The sequence below is a fragment of the Microbacterium sp. NPDC088619 genome, assembly GCF_044752825.1.
Classification (GTDB): domain Bacteria; phylum Actinomycetota; class Actinomycetes; order Actinomycetales; family Microbacteriaceae; genus Microbacterium.
Genome location: NZ_JBIVLZ010000001.1, coordinates 46,538 through 61,413 on the forward strand (window position 1 = coordinate 46,538; position 14,876 = coordinate 61,413).

Consider the following 14,876-nt stretch of genomic DNA (forward strand, 5'->3'; position numbering starts at 1 on the left):
GGGCCATGCTTGAGTGGCAGACATGACCCGCTCCGCCGTACTCCGCTCGCTGCGGACGATCGTTCCAGACACCGTCATCGAGCAGCACGAGGTGCGCGACATCTTCGCCTCGCAGCCCGACGTCGGGCGCCTCGCGCAGAGGATCATCGGAGCGTCCTTCAACGGATCGGGCATCGACACCCGCCACACCGTCATCGAAGAGCTGGCGCCCACGGCGAGGCCCACGGCGAGCACCCACGAGCCGGTCTTCTTCGATCGTGAGTCGGGTCTTCTGCACTCTCCAGGAACCGGGGCGCGCAACGACCTCTACATACGCGAGGCGTCCCGTCTCTTCGTCGAGGTCGCGCGCAGCGCCCTGGACGCAGACCCGGACATCGTCGCCGCAGACGTCACGCATGTCATCACCGCATCGTGCACGGGCTTCCATGCGCCAGGACCCGAGTACGAGATCGTGAGGGGGCTGGGTCTCTCCGACAGCGTGCAGCGCTATCACCTCGGGTTCATGGGCTGCTACGCCTCGATGCCGGCGCTCCGTGCGGCGAGTCAGTTCTGCGCGGCCGACCCCGCAGCGGTGGTGCTCGTGGTGAGCGTCGAGCTGTGCACCGTGCACCTTCGCTCGTCGGAGGATCCGGATCTCATCGTGGCGAACTCTCTCTTCGCGGACGGAGCGGCCGCCGGCATCGTCACCGCGCGCGACCTCCCGACTCCGGTGCCCGGGGTCCGTCTCGACGGCTTCCACACCGCGATCGCCGCGGAAGGCGAGAAGGACATGGCCTGGACGATCGGGGACCACGGCTTCGAGATGATCCTCTCGACGAAGGTGCCTCAGATCATCGGCGAGACCATCATCGGCGCCATCCGCCCGCTGTACGCTCGGGACGGCGAGCTCGCGGCCGCGTTCGACGAAGGACGGGTGGGGGAGCGGGTGGAGCACTGGGCGATCCATCCGGGCGGCCGCAGCATCCTCGACCGCGTCCAGGAGCGCCTGCAGCTGAGCGACGCCCAGCTGCACCCGGCACGGGAGACGCTGCGCGAGAACGGCAACATGTCGAGCGCGACGGTGCTCTTCGTCATCAAACGGATCCTCGACGACGGCGCGATCGAGGGGTCGCGGGTCGCCGCGATGGCCTTCGGGCCGGGACTGACGGCCGAGAGCGCGCTGATGACGGTCACCACCGGCGTCTCGTGAGGCACGACCTCTCGACGCGCGCCATCGAGGCGCGCGAGCTCATGGACGATCCGGACGCGGACATCGGGATGCTGGAGCACACCTACCGGCGCTTCCGTCTCGTGAACGCGCTCGTCTCCCGGCCGGGGCTGCTCTATCGCCAGGAGATCCGGCCGCGCGCCCGCCGCGGTCCCATCCGCATCCTGGACATCGGCGCCGGCGGTGGAGACGTGTGCCGGATGATCGCGGCCCGGTTGCGGCGGGCGGGACTGGACGCCGAGATCACGGCCCTCGACGCCGACGAGCGGGCGATCCGCTGGGCGGCGGATCACGATGACGGGGCTGGTATCCGGTATCGCTGCGCCTTCGCCTCAGACCTGGTGGCGGAGGGGGAGCAGTACGACGTGGTCTTCTCGAATCACGTGCTGCATCACCTCACCGCGGCAGAGCTCGACGGCCTGCTGCGCGACTCTGCGGCGCTCGTCGGCCCCGGCGGAGTCGTGGTGCATCGGGACATCGCCCGCACCCGACTCGCCTATGTGCTGTACGACGCCGCCACGTGGATCCTCTCCGGCACGCTGTTCCGCGGTTCGTTCATCCGCGAGGACGGCCTCATCAGCATCCGGCGCTCGTACACGCGGAGAGAACTCGCCTCTCTCGTGCCGTTCGGGTGGACTGTGCGCTTCGGACTGCCCTCGCGGCTGGAGCTGCGCGGGGAGAGTTCCCCCCTCACGTAGGGCGCCGGGCGACCGCGGATCGACCTGAGCATCCGATTCTCATGCCGACGCCGCTCTCACCAGCGTGGAGAACGACTGCCGGTGGACGCACGAAGGCCCGACACGCGTGAGCGTGCCGGGCCTTCGATCTGATGCTCGGATCAGAAGTTGATCATGTGACCTGCGAGGCCGTGGAAGCCCTCCTGCAGCGCCTCCGACAGCGTCGGGTGGGTGTGCACGTTGCGGGCCAGTTCGAGGGCCGTGAGGTCCCACTTCTGGGCCAGAGTCAGCTCGGGAAGGAGCTCGGAGACGTCCGGGCCGATCATGTGGGCGCCGATGAGCTCGAGGTGCTCGGCGTCGGCGATCAGCTTGACGAATCCGAGGGGCTCGCCGAGGCCGTGTGCCTTGCCGTTGGCCATGAACGGGAAGGTCGCGACCTTGATCTCGCGACCCTCGTCCTTCGCCTGCTGCTCGGTGAGGCCGAACGAGGCGACCTGGGGCGAGCAGAACGTCGCACGAGGCATCATGCGGTAGTCGCCGAGCGTCTGGGTCTCGGCGCCGCCGATGGTCTCGGCCGCGACCACACCCTGCGCCTCGGCCACGTGGGCGAGCTGCAGCTTGGCGGTGACGTCGCCGATGGCGTAGATGCCCTCGACGTTCGTGCGCATGTGGTCGTCGATGTCGATCGCGCCGCGTTCGGTGAGCTTCACGCCGGTGGCCTCGAGGCCGAAGCCCTCGATGTTGGGGGCGAAGCCGACCGACATGAGCACCTTGTCGGCTTCGATCGAGCTCTGCTGCCCGTCCTTGCCGGTGTACGACACGGTGACGGAAGAGCCGTTGTCGACGACGGACTCGACCTTGGTGGAGGTGAGGATGTCGACGCCGTAGTTCTTGTACTGCTTCGCGATCTCCTTCGACACATCGGCATCCTCGTTGGGAAGCGCGCGGTCGAGGAACTCGATGATGGTGACCTTGACGCCGTAGTTGGTCATCACGTAAGCGAATTCCATGCCGATGGCGCCGGCTCCGACGATGACGATCGACTTCGGGAGCTCGCGGCTGAGGATCTGCTCCTCGTAGGTCACGACGTTGTCGCTGAGCTGGACGCCCGGGAGCAGACGCACCTTCGAGCCGGTCGCGATGATCGCGTTGTCGAAGGTGACCTCTTCGGTCGACCCGTCGGCCTTGGCGACCGAGATCGCCTTGGGGCCGGTGAAGGTGCCGCGACCGTCGTACTCGGTCACCTTGTTCTTCTTCATGAGGAAGTGGATGCCCTTGACGCGGCCGTCTGCGACGACACGGCTGCGGTCGAACGCCTTGCCGTAGTCGATCGTGAACTCACCCGAGATGCCGAAGAACTCGGCCTTGTGGTTGAGCGTGTGCGCGAGCTCCGCGTTCTTCAGAAGAGCCTTGGAGGGGATGCAGCCCACGTTGAGGCAGACACCGCCCCAGTACTTCTCTTCGATGATGGCGGTGGACAGACCGAGCTGCGCGCTGCGAACCGCAGCGACGTATCCGCCAGGACCTGCACCGAGGATGACGACATCGTAATGTGGCATGCCTTAAGCCTATCGCTCCGAGGGGAGGTCGGAATCGGTGGAAGCCCGGTCGCGGCGACCGCGGATCACGAGCCAGACCACGATGGCGATGATCACGAGCGCACCGGCGATGGCGAGCACCCAGATCAGCGTCGTGGAGGCGGATGAGTCGTCGCTCTCGGGGGCGGGAGTGGCGTCGGTGCCGGGCCCTGCGGTCGCACTCGGCGCGGGAGCGACCGTAGCCGTCTCCGTGGGCTCGGCGCTCGGCTCCTCGGTCGGGGCGGCCTCGGTGCTGTTCGCGACCGTGAAGTCGAACTCTCCCGAGGTCGGGTGGCCGTCGCTCGAGACGACCTTCCAGATCACGTGATAAGCGCCCGCCGGGGCCTCCGCGGCGAGCTGCTGCGTCACGATCGCACCCTCGACGGTGGCAGCGCCCTCGATGACCGAGTTGCCGGAGGGATCGGTCACGACCACCTCGGTCGCCCCGGTCTCGTCGATGAGCTTCGCGCTGAAGGTGAGCGTCAACTCGGTCGGAAGCGTGTCGACCGTGCTTTCGGCCTCTGGAGACGACGCGAGCAGGCTGTCGTGTGCGGAGGCGGACAGAGGCGCGAACAGCACGAGGAACGCGGTCAGAAGGGAGGCGGCGAGTGCGACCGGAGCTGTAGGGAGGCGGCGGGCTGTGGTTTTCACCCCCTCAGCCTATGAAGCATCGGTATGCGATGCCTGAGTGTGAAGCGAGCTCCCGCGAGCGGCGTCCGATCAGTTAGTCTGGAGGACTAGGAGGGCATAGTGACAGACAGCCAGAATCGATCGGGCGGAGACGCCGCGATCCACCGTCCCGGCGAGCAGAGGCACGACGTGACGCAGACGTTCGGGCACGACTCGGACCTCTCCTTCGTGCCTTTCGGCGTGGAGCTCACTGACGTGGAGCAGGGCGCCATCGCAGCGCTTCCTTCCGGTTCCGCGCTGCTCCTGGTGCGCTCCGGAGCTCTCGCGGGGGCTCGCTACCTGCTCGACACCGATGTGACGACCGTGGGTCGCCACCCCGAGGCCGACATCTTCTTCGACGACGTGACCGTCTCGCGCCGCCACGCAGAGGTGACTCGCAACGGCTCGACGTTCGAGATCATCGATCAGCGCTCGCTCAATGGCACGTACGTCAACGGCGAGCGCGTCGACCGCAGCGCGCTGGTCGACGGCACCGAGCTCCGCGTCGGCAAGTTCCGGTTGAACTTCTTCGCCTCTCCCGTCGATCGCGTCGCGGCGATCGACTGATGGCGGCTTCTCCCGCCCGCGAACGCTCAGCGTCCGCGGGTCTTCTGAGCATCGGCCAGGTGCTGGCTCGGCTCACTCCGGAGTTTCCGGAGCTCACTTCCAGCAAGCTCCGCTTCCTGGAAGTGCAGGGGATCGTCAGCCCGTCCCGCACAGAGTCGGGCTATCGCAAGTTCTCGCAGGCCGATATCGAGCGCCTGCGCCTCGGCCTCACGCTGCAGCGTGACCATTACCTCCCTCTCAGCATCATCCGAGAGCAGCTCGACGACGCGGAGGCGAACGGCGAATCAGCCGCCCTCGCTCCGCCGCCCTCGATCACGCCGACCCCTCGTCGCTACCGCCGCAGCGAGCTGCTGTCGGCGGCCGGGGCGGGCCCGCAGCTTCTCAACGATGCGATCAGCACCGGCGTCATCGTCGCTCAGGAGAGCTATCCCGAGGCGACCGTCACACTGCTGCGCGGTCTGGTCGCGCTCGACCGCCACGGCATCGAACCGCGCCATCTCCGGTCACTGCGACAGGGCGCCGAGCGCGAGGTCGCGCTGATCGAGTCCGCCATGTCTTCGCTGCTCCGTCGCACAGACGCCGCCTCGCGCGCGAAGGCGAGCGACATGGCGCCCAACCTCGCCGCGAAGATCGACGAGGTGCGTTCGCTCTTCGTCAAGGACGCACTCACCAGGTTGCTTTCGTAACGAACTGATTGCGACACACCTTCGGCGTCCCACGGATGTCATTGCCGGTGCCGGAGGGCTGCTCTAGCGTGGAGGTAACAGCTCCAGGGAGGATTTCAAATGAATGCGGATGAGCGTGCAGGCGACCCGCGGTTCGTGCCAGAACTCCTCTTCACCGACGGCCTTCCGGCCATGGACGACGAGGTCGGCTACCGCGGTGCGGTAGCGGCGCGCGCGGCGGGCATCACCTATCGCCAGCTGGATTACTGGGCACGCACCGAGCTCGTCGAGCCCACTGTGCGAGGGGCCAGCGGTTCCGGATCGCAGCGTCTCTACGGCTTCCGCGACATCCTCGTGCTCAAGCTCGTGAAGAGCCTGCTCGACACGGGGATCTCGCTGCAGCAGATCCGTACGGCCGTCGAGGAGCTCCGTCGCGCAGGCATCCGCGACCTCGCGGGCACGACCCTGATGAGCGACGGCGCATCGGTCTATCTGTGCACGTCGAACGACGAGGTCATCGACCTGGTCAGCCGCGGTCAGGGCGTGTTCGGCATCGCCGTGGGCAAGGTCCTGCGCGAGGTCGAGTCCACCCTCGTCGAGTTCGACGCGACCTCACCGGACCCGGTCGACGAGCTGTCGGCACGCCGCACCAAGCGCTCCGCCTGATCGATCGCGGCCTGAGTCGCCCGATACGAAGAAACGGCCACCCTCGCGAGAGGATGGCCGTTCTGCTTTCTGGGGTCAGGCCTGCGGGCCGGAATCCGCGACCTGGATGCGCCCGGTGCGGATGATCCGATCGAGCAGCTGGTCGAAGTCCGAAGCGAGTTCCTGCGCCGAGTCACCCGGCCAGATGTGCAGCGGCTTGGCAGCACCCTGCGCCTGCTGGAGCGAGGTGCGCTCGGGAAGCTGCGGTGAGAGCACGAGGGGGCCGAACATGTCGCGCAGCTCCTTGATGCGGAACTGGTGCTCGATCGACTGGGGTCGCACGCGGTTGACCACGATGCCGAGCGGCTGCAGGCGGGGGGAGAGGCCCCGGCGGATCTCCTCGATCGCGCGCAGCGCACGGTCGGCCGCAGCGACGGAGAAGAGTCCTGGCTCGGTGACGACCATCACGCGGTCGCTCGCGGCCCATGCGGTGCGGGTGAGGGCGTTCAGCGACGGGGCGCAGTCGACGAGGACGAGGTCGTAGTCGGCTTCGACGGAGGCGAGCGCCTCTTCGAGCTTCCACACGTCACGCACGCTCGGGTGAGGGCCGTCGAAGTTGATGGCGGACGGGCTGCCGATCAGCACGTCGATGGTTCCGGGGTGCACCTTCGCCCAGCCGCTGGAGGTGATCGCCTGACGGACGACCTTCTCCTTGGGGTTGGCAAGGACATCGGCGATGTTGAGCCGACCGGCCACCTGGATGTCCATCCCGGTTGACACATCGGACTGAGGGTCGAGGTCGACGACGAGCGTTCGGACACCACGGGCGAAGGCCGCTGAGGCCAGGCCGAGGGTCACGGTCGTCTTGCCGACGCCTCCCTTGAGAGAGCTGACGCTGAGTACGTGCACGAACACCACGTTACCTTCCCCTAGGCTGGGTGCACACTCAGCCCCGCCCCATGCGCGCAGATTGCAAGTGCGCATCGAGCTTCCAGAGGTGTGCATGTTCCAGAAGATCCTTGTGGCGAACCGCGGCGAGATCGCGATCCGTGCCTTCCGTGCGGCTTTCGAAGTCGGGGCGAGAACGGTCGCCGTCTTCCCGCACGAGGACCGCGGCTCCGTCCACCGCCTCAAGGCCGATGAGGCCTACGAGATCGGCGAGCGCGGTCACCCCGTGCGCGCGTACCTCGACGTCGATGAGATCATCCGCGTCGCGAAGGATGCGGGAGCGGACGCGATCTACCCCGGCTACGGGTTCCTGTCAGAGAATCCGGAGCTGGCCGAGAAGGCCGCGGCGAACGGCATCGTCTTCATCGGGCCGCCCGCGAAGGTCCTCGAGATGGCAGGCAACAAGGTCGAGGCCAAACGCCATGCGATCGAGGCGGGGGTGCCGGTGCTCCGCTCGACCGAGGCCTCGGATGACGTCGACGCTCTCGTCGCCCAGGCTCCGGACATCGGCTTCCCGCTCTTCGCGAAGGCCGTCGCCGGCGGCGGCGGCCGGGGCATGCGTCGGGTCGAGTCGGCGGCGGAACTCGCGCCCGCACTCGCCGAGGCGATGCGCGAAGCGGCCAGCGCCTTCGGCGACCCGCGGATGTTCCTCGAGCAGGCCGTGCTCCGTCCCCGGCACATCGAAGTGCAGATCCTCGCCGACAAGACCGGCGAGACCGTCCACCTCTTCGAACGCGACTGCTCGGTGCAGCGGCGCCACCAGAAGGTGGTGGAGATCGCCCCGGCGCCGAATCTCGACGACAGCATCCGCACCGCACTGCACGGCTACGCGGTCGCGTTCGCGCGATCCATCGGGTACGAGAATGCGGGAACGGTCGAGTTCCTGCTCGAGACCGCGGGGGAGCGCACCGGTGAGGTCGTCTTCATCGAGATGAATCCGCGCATCCAGGTCGAGCACACCGTCACCGAAGAGGTGACCGACGTCGATCTCGTGCAGAGCCAGATGCGCATCGCCGCAGGCCAGACCCTGGCCGAACTCGGGCTGGAACAGCACAACCTGCAGGTGCGTGGAGCGGCGCTGCAGTGCCGCATCACGACGGAGGACCCGACTCAGGGATTCCGTCCCGACACGGGCAAGATCACCACCTACCGCTCGCCGGGTGGCGCGGGCATCCGCCTCGACGGCGGCACGGTGCATCAGGGCGCGCAGATCAGTCCGCACTTCGACTCCATGCTCGCCAAGCTGACCTGCCGGGGACGTGACTACCCGGCGGCCGTGGCGCGGGCGCGGCGAGCGCTGGCCGAGTTCCGCATTCGCGGCGTCTCGACCAACATCCCGTTCCTGCAGGCGCTGCTGGAGGATGACGCCTTCATCGCCGGCGATGTGAGCACGTCTTTCATCGATGAGCGTCCGGATCTTCTCCGTGGCCGCGAGTCGAAGGACCGCGGCACCCGGATCCTGAACTGGCTGGTCGACGTCACGGTCAACAAGCCCCACGGGATCCACCCTGGATCCTTGGATCCGGCTGCCAAACTCCCCGCCGTCGACCTCTCCTCCACCCCGATCGCCGGTTCACGACAGCGTCTGCTCGAGCTGGGTCCTGAGGGCTTCGCCCGGAGCCTGCGCGCGCAGAGTGCTCTCGCGATCACCGATACGACGTTCCGCGATGCCCACCAGTCGCTGCTCGCGACCCGTGTGCGCACGAAGGACCTCGTCGCAGCCGCACCCCACATCGCCAGGCTGACACCGGAGCTGCTCTCGGTCGAAGCCTGGGGAGGGGCGACCTATGACGTCGCACTGCGCTTCCTCGGAGAGGACCCCTGGGAGCGTCTCGACAAGCTGCGGGCCGCGCTTCCGAACGTCGCGATCCAGATGCTGCTCCGCGGACGCAACACGGTGGGGTACACGCCGTACCCCACAGCCGTGACCGAGGCCTTCGTGCAGGAGGCGGCGGCCAGCGGCGTCGACATCTTCAGGATCTTCGATGCGCTCAACGACGTCGAGCAGATGCGCCCGGCGATCGAGGCGGTCCGGAACACCGGCACGGCGGTCGCCGAAGTGGCGCTCTGCTACACCGGCGACCTGCTCGACCCCGCCGAGGATCTCTACACGCTCGACTACTACCTGAAGCTCGCGGATCAGATCGTCGCGGCCGGCGCCCACATCATCGCCATCAAGGACATGGCAGGACTGCTGCGCCCCGCCGCGGCGGCGACGCTCGTCGCAGCACTCCGAGAGCGCTTCGATCTCCCCGTCCACCTCCACACCCACGACACCCCTGGAGGCCAGCTCGCCACCCTGCTCGCTGCGAGCGCCGTAGGAGTGGACGCGGTCGACGCGGCATCCGCTCCGCTCTCCGGCACCACCAGCCAGCCTTCGCTCTCGTCCCTCGTCGCCGCCCTCGCGCACACGGATCGGGACAGCGGCATCTCTCTCGACAGCGTCTCGGACCTCGAGCCGTACTGGGAGGCGGTCCGCCGGATGTACGCGCCGTTCGAGTCCGGGCTTCCGGGCCCCACAGGGAGGGTGTACCACCACGAGATCCCGGGAGGGCAACTGTCGAACCTCCGTCAGCAGGCGAAGGCGCTCGGGCTCGCGGACGATTTCGAGCTGATCGAGGACATGTACGCCGCAGCCGATCGAATCCTGGGCCGCGTTCCCAAGGTGACGCCGTCGTCGAAGGTGGTCGGCGATCTCGCCCTGCACCTGGCCGCGGTGAAGGCAGATCCTGCTGACTTCGAGGCGAACCCCGAGAAGTACGACGTGCCCGATTCCGTCGTCGGTTTCATGGCTGGCGAACTCGGTGACCTCCCGGGCGGATGGCCGGAGCCTTTCCGCACGAAGGTGCTGGCGGGACGGTCGGTGCGCATCGGTATGACGGAGATCTCCGACGACGACGAGGCAGCATTGGCGGGTGACAGCGCGACCCGTCGTGCGCGGCTGAACACGCTGCTGTTCCCTGCTCCCATGCGCGAGTTCACCGAGAGGCGGGAGCTGTTCGGTGACCTCTCGGTGCTCGACACCGCCGACTACCTGTATGGACTCGTGCAGGGCCAGGAGCACGTCGTAGAGATCGATCGCGGCGTCCAGCTGTACGTCGGGCTCGAAGCCATCGGAGACGCGGATGACAAGGGTATGCGCACCGTCATGACGACCCTCAACGGTCAGCTGCGCCCGGTGTTCGTGCGCGACAGATCGGTGGCGGTCGATGCCCACGAGATCGAGAAGGCCGACACATCGGTGCCCGGCCAGGTGGCCGCGCCGTTCTCCGGTGTCGTGACGCTGAAAGCAGACGTCGGTGACTCGGTGCACGCCGGTGAGCCGGTCGCATCCATCGAGGCGATGAAGATGGAGGCGGCCATCACCGCCCCCGTCGACGGCGTCGTGGAGCGACTGGCGATCGGCGCGACGCAGCAGGTCGAGGCCGGAGATCTTTTGGTCGTCATCCGTCCAGCGCACTAATCTTGTGCGGGCGAGGCCGCGTTCGACGCAACGCACCCGAGGCCCGCACAAGCTTGGAGCGACACAGTGACCCCGAAGAACGTGGCAGACAACCCGGACGACGAGTCCAGAGGGGTGCTCGACGACGCTACGTCGTTGGACACCTCGGCCATCGGCATACTCGGCAATACGGCGCAAGTGAGCGTCGTCCTCCCGAAGGACGATGACGACGACCTGGAGGACGATGGCGTCGTCGAGGGCGAAGTCGTCGCCGACCTGATCATCGATGAGCCGGTCGCCGCAGCGAAGGCCGCTGCAGAGATCTCACCTGCACCGCTCGGTGCGGCTCCTATGATCATCGAGCTGCCACCGGAGCCTGCGGCGGTGGACGATCCGACCGACACGATCGAACTCGAGTCCGAGGCGTCTGCAGAGCAGGAACCCGAGCCCGAGGTCGAACCCGAGCCCGAGGTCGAACCCGAGCCTGACGTCGAACCCGAGCCCGAGGTCGAACCCGAGCCCGAGGTGCAGCCGGAACTGGTGCCGGAGCAAGAGCCTGAGACCGATCCTGAGCCCCCTGCGGTGCCTGAGTCGGAGCTGGATTCCGAGCCCGCGACAGAGCTGGAAGGATCGCCGGAGCCGGAGCCGGAGCCGGAGCCGGAGCCGGAGCCGGAGCCGGAGCCCGAGCCCGAGCCCGAGCCCGAGCCCGAGCCCGAGACGGAACCGGAGCCCGAGACGGAACCGGAGCCCGAGGCGGAACCGGAGCCTGAGGCGGAACCGGAGCCGGAGCCCGTAGCGGCGCCCGCTCCCACGCCTGCGCGCACCCGCGAACGCGCTCCGAAGACTGCACCGCTGACAGCGGTCGGCACAGCTTCGACTCAGTCGGATGCTGCTCCTGTTGACGCCGTCGCAGCGGAGGCCGCCGCGGCCGCGGCCTTCATCGCGAGGGCGAAAGCCGATGTCGACGCTGTTCCCAGCTCGCGCAGATCGTCGGCGGCATCATCACTCGCCAAGAAGGAGAGCTCCGCCATGAATGCTGACAAGCCCCAGCGGGCTACGACCCCGACGTCCAGATCCGGCCGCGGCGATGTGCAACTCTCCGCGAAGCGTCTGGACGATCTGGGCGACTCCTCTCGTGAGAGCGCCGACCTGCTCACTGCGGACCGCCTGCTCGATCCGCACCGCATGACCAAGCCCGAGCCCGAGGGCGCCTGGAGCCACTTCCTCTATGCGATCTCGGGACGTCGGATCAACATCGGAGACGGACGACGCGCGCGCGAGCGCAAGGCGCTGAGCGCCAGGATCGCCGCGCCGATCGTCGGAGGGGCGCGCTTCGTGCCCGTGCTGTCGCGCAAGGGCGGAGTCGGCAAGACGACGATCACCGCTCTGCTCGGCATGGCCCTCGCCGACGCCCGTGACGATCGCGTGATCGCGGTCGATGCCAACCCCGATCGCGGCACCCTCGCCGAACGCGTGGTGCGCCCGAACCACAACAAGTCCGTCCGGGATCTCGTGCGGATCCATGACGAGGTCAGGGGATATCACGACATCTCCGCGATCGTCGCACGAGACGCCACCCGCCTCGATGTGCTCGCCTCGGATTCCGATCCGCGGATCGCAGAGGCGTTCAGCGACAGCGACTACCGGGACGTGGCCGGTGTCGCCGCGCACTACTACTCGCTCGTCCTCACGGACACCGGCACGGGCATCGTGCATTCCGTGATGTCGGCCACACTCGATCTCGCCGATCAGATCGTGATCGTCTCCGGGCTGAGTGTCGACGAGGCGCGCCTGGCGTCCGAGACGCTGACCTGGCTCGAGAGCAACGGATACGCGGAGCAGGCGCGGGAGGCCGTCGTCGTGCTGAACCAGTCGACCCCCGGCGCCCCCCTCGTGCGTCTGAACGAGCTCGAGGCGCACTTCCGCACGAGGGCGAAGCACGTGGTGCGGATGCCGTACGACGCGCAGATCGCCGGGGGCGGGACCATCGTGTTCGCCAACCTGCAGCCTGAGACTCGAGTGGCGGCGCGCGAGCTCGCCGCGCTGCTCGTCGAGGGCCTGCGAGCGAAGGTCGCCTGATGGCGGTGCGTGAGATCCGAGTCTTCGGAGACCCCGTCCTTCGCACCGTCTGCGCCCCGATCGATGCCGTCGACGAGGGCATTCGCGCGCTCGTCGCCGATCTGCTCGACACCGTCGAGCTGCCGGGGCGTGCTGGCGTCGCCGCCCCGCAGATCGGTGTCGCGCTCCGCGCTTTCAGCTACAACATCGACGGGGACATCGGCTATGTGCTCAACCCCGTCCTGACCGAGGTCCGTGGTGAGCCCGTGCCGACGGGGGAGGGCTGCCTGTCCGTTCCCGGGCTATGGCACGACGCACTGCGCCACCCCTGGGCGAGAGTCGAGGGCATCGACCTCGACGGCGATCCGGTGGTGCTGGAAGGAAGCGGCCTGATGGCGCAGGCGCTTCAGCATGAGACCGATCATCTCGACGGCAAGCTCTACCTCACGAGACTCGATGCCGAGACGCGCAAGCGTGCGATGCGCGAGGTCCGAGAGAGCGCCTGGTTCTGAATTCCGGGTGGATATGAGAAAGGCCCCGCCGAGGCGGGGCCTTTCTCATCTCTCGCGGGCCTCAGCCGCCGATGGCGACGTTGGTCGTGGTGACGGGCTCGTCGTAGATGGCGGCGATCTCGTCGGCGAAGTCGCTCATGATCACGTTGCGCTTGATCGACATCTTCGGGGTGAGATGACCGGACGCCTCGGTCCACTCGCTGTCGAGCACCGTGAACTTGCGGATGGACTCTGCGCGGGACACCCGGGCGTTCGCGGCATCCACAGCCCTCTGGATCTCGGCTCGGACCGCGTCGTTCTTCGAGGCCTCGGCGAGCGACATCTCCTTCGGGAGCCCGGCGTTGGCGAGCCAGGTCGGCAGCATCTCGGGGTCGAGGGTGATGAGGGCGGAGATGAACGGGCGCTGGTCTCCGACGACCACGACCTGTCCGATGATCGGATTCGCGCGGATCGGGTCCTCGAGGGCGGCGGGTGCGACGTTCTTGCCGCCCGCCGTCACGAGGATCTCCTTCTTGCGACCGGTGATGGTGAGGAAGCCCTCGGAGTCGAAACTGCCGATGTCGCCGGTGCGGAACCAGCCGCCCTCGCTGAACGCGTCGGCGGTGGCTGTGGGGTTGTTCCAGTACTCCTTGAACACGTTGATGCCTCGGACCTCGATCTCGCCGTCGTCAGCGAGCCGCACGCCCACTCCGGGGAGCGCCGGGCCGACGGTGCCGATCTTCGACTTGTCTGCGAGGTTCACCGTCGCGGGAGCGGTCGTCTCGGTCAGGCCGTAGCCCTCGAGGATCACGACGCCGAGGCTGTGGAAGAAGTGGCCGAGTCGCGCACCGAGGGGAGCCGAGCCAGACACGGCGTAAACGACGTTGCCGCCCATCGCCTCGCGCAGCTTGCTGTAGACGAGCTTGTTGAACAGCGCGAACTTGAGGCGGGTGCCGAACGGGATGCTCTTCCCCTCTTCGAGCAGCTTCGAATGCTGGATCGCCACGTCTGCGGCGGCGCGGAAGATCTTGCCCTTGCCGCCGGCTTCGGCCTTCTGCTCCGCGGAGTTGTAGACCTTCTCGAACACGCGGGGAACGGCGAGCAGGAAGGTCGGCTTGAACGAGCCGAGCGCCGGCAGCAGCTGTCGCGTGTCGGGCTGGTGCCCTGTGCGGACACCCGCGTGGATGTTCAGGATCGAGATGAATCGAGCGAAGACATGCGCTGTGGTGATGAACAGGAGCGTCGACGCGCCGGGAGTCTGCACGACGGCGTCCAGCGCCTTGGCCGAATTGCGGCAGAGCTCGACGAAGTTGCTGTGCGTGAGCACGCAGCCCTTCGGACGACCGGTCGAGCCTGAGGTGTAGATGAGCGTGGCGATGTCGGAGCCGACAGCGATGCTGCGCAGGCGCTCGATCTCCGAGTCAGGCACCGATGCACCCTGTGCGGTCAGCGAGTCGATCGCGCCGAGGTGCAACTGCCAGACTTCGCGGAGCAGCGGGAGGTCGCCGCGCACCTCATCGAGGCGTGCGAAGTGCTCGGGCGACTCGAGCACGAGTGCGATGGCGCCGGAGTCCTCGAGGATCCACTGGATCTGAGAGGGCGAGCTGGTCTCATAGATCGGCACCATCACGGCGCCCGCATAGAACAGGGCGAAGTCGACCAGCGTCCAGTCATAGGTGGTGCGGGCGAGGAAGCCCACCTTCTCACCCGGCTGGATGCCGGCGGCGACGAAGCCCTTGGCCAGTGCGATCACGGCAGTCTCGAAGTCGGCTGCGGTGATGTCACGCCAGCCCTCACCTTCGGGCACGGAGAACAGGGGGCGATCCGGCGTCGCCTTGACGCGCTTCGCCAGGAGGTCTGCGACGTTCCCCTCTGGATCGGCGGGGACGACGGCGGGGACTTCAAACTGGACCACGGCAGCTCCTTCGGT

Annotated in this window: 12 protein-coding genes; 8 read left to right on the forward strand and 4 right to left on the reverse strand. The window is 67.6% G+C overall.

Features of this window, described 5'->3' with window-relative positions; all coding sequences use genetic code 11:
* Nucleotides 1–22: 22 nt before the first annotated feature.
* Together ACIP5T_RS00300 and ACIP5T_RS00305 are read left to right on the forward strand one after the other, a co-directional pair.
* A complete protein-coding gene (locus ACIP5T_RS00300; RefSeq protein ID WP_400859663.1) occupies nucleotides 23–1,189 on the forward strand; it encodes a type III polyketide synthase in 1,167 nt (388 codons plus the stop codon).
* Nucleotides 1,186–1,905 carry a methyltransferase domain-containing protein gene (locus ACIP5T_RS00305; RefSeq protein WP_400859665.1) on the forward strand — a complete coding sequence of 240 codons (720 nt, stop codon included), beginning with the start codon at nucleotides 1,186–1,188 and terminating at the stop codon, nucleotides 1,903–1,905. Before ACIP5T_RS00300 ends, ACIP5T_RS00305 begins: the two co-directional genes overlap by 4 nt.
* Before the next feature lie 140 nt (nucleotides 1,906–2,045).
* Here the strand turns inward: ACIP5T_RS00305 and lpdA are convergent, their stop codons facing one another.
* On the reverse strand, nucleotides 2,046–3,443 hold the full coding sequence (gene lpdA, locus ACIP5T_RS00310; RefSeq protein WP_400859667.1) for a dihydrolipoyl dehydrogenase: 1,398 nt from the start codon (nucleotides 3,441–3,443) through the stop codon (nucleotides 2,046–2,048).
* A gap of 9 nt (nucleotides 3,444–3,452) precedes the next feature.
* Nucleotides 3,453–4,112: a copper resistance protein CopC gene (locus tag ACIP5T_RS00315; RefSeq protein WP_400859668.1), complete on the reverse strand. Its 660-nt coding sequence runs from the start codon at nucleotides 4,110–4,112 to the stop codon at nucleotides 3,453–3,455.
* 99 nt (nucleotides 4,113–4,211) lie between these two features.
* Here ACIP5T_RS00315 and ACIP5T_RS00320 point away from each other — a divergent pair, with 99 nt between their 5' ends.
* From ACIP5T_RS00320 to ACIP5T_RS00330, 3 genes are all read left to right on the forward strand, one after another.
* The gene (locus ACIP5T_RS00320; RefSeq protein WP_311259203.1) at nucleotides 4,212–4,697 is read left to right on the forward strand and encodes an FHA domain-containing protein; all 486 of its coding nucleotides are present in this window, start codon (nucleotides 4,212–4,214) and stop codon (nucleotides 4,695–4,697) included.
* Nucleotides 4,697–5,383, forward strand: a complete 687-nt coding sequence (locus ACIP5T_RS00325; RefSeq protein ID WP_400859670.1) for a MerR family transcriptional regulator — start codon at nucleotides 4,697–4,699, stop codon at nucleotides 5,381–5,383. The genes ACIP5T_RS00320 and ACIP5T_RS00325 overlap by 1 nt, the downstream gene beginning before the upstream one ends.
* 99 nt (nucleotides 5,384–5,482) lie before the next feature.
* Nucleotides 5,483–6,028 carry a MerR family transcriptional regulator gene (locus ACIP5T_RS00330; RefSeq protein WP_079113096.1) on the forward strand — a complete coding sequence of 182 codons (546 nt, stop codon included), beginning with the start codon at nucleotides 5,483–5,485 and terminating at the stop codon, nucleotides 6,026–6,028.
* A gap of 75 nt (nucleotides 6,029–6,103) precedes the next feature.
* Here ACIP5T_RS00330 and ACIP5T_RS00335 read toward each other — a convergent pair whose 3' ends face one another.
* The gene (locus tag ACIP5T_RS00335) at nucleotides 6,104–6,916 is read right to left on the reverse strand and encodes a ParA family protein (protein WP_290161951.1); all 813 of its coding nucleotides are present in this window, start codon (nucleotides 6,914–6,916) and stop codon (nucleotides 6,104–6,106) included.
* 94 nt (nucleotides 6,917–7,010) lie between these two features.
* Between ACIP5T_RS00335 and ACIP5T_RS00340 the strand changes: the two genes are divergently transcribed.
* The 3 genes from ACIP5T_RS00340 (at nucleotide 7,011) to def (ending at nucleotide 12,967) form a co-directional block, all read left to right on the forward strand.
* Nucleotides 7,011–10,418 (forward strand): pyruvate carboxylase, encoded by a 3,408-nt coding sequence (locus tag ACIP5T_RS00340; RefSeq protein ID WP_400859672.1) that lies wholly within the window; start codon nucleotides 7,011–7,013, stop codon nucleotides 10,416–10,418.
* A gap of 66 nt (nucleotides 10,419–10,484) precedes the next feature.
* Nucleotides 10,485–12,476 carry a MinD/ParA family protein gene (locus ACIP5T_RS00345; RefSeq protein ID WP_400859674.1) on the forward strand — a complete coding sequence of 664 codons (1,992 nt, stop codon included), beginning with the start codon at nucleotides 10,485–10,487 and terminating at the stop codon, nucleotides 12,474–12,476.
* Nucleotides 12,476–12,967, forward strand: coding sequence for a peptide deformylase (gene def / locus ACIP5T_RS00350; protein WP_400859676.1), 492 nt, complete (start codon nucleotides 12,476–12,478; stop codon nucleotides 12,965–12,967). Before ACIP5T_RS00345 ends, def begins: the two co-directional genes overlap by 1 nt.
* A gap of 61 nt (nucleotides 12,968–13,028) precedes the next feature.
* On the opposite strand, the gene ACIP5T_RS00355 is transcribed toward def, so the two are convergent.
* Nucleotides 13,029–14,861 (reverse strand): AMP-dependent synthetase/ligase, encoded by a 1,833-nt coding sequence (locus ACIP5T_RS00355; protein WP_400859678.1) that lies wholly within the window; start codon nucleotides 14,859–14,861, stop codon nucleotides 13,029–13,031.
* Nucleotides 14,862–14,876: the final 15 nt, after the last annotated feature.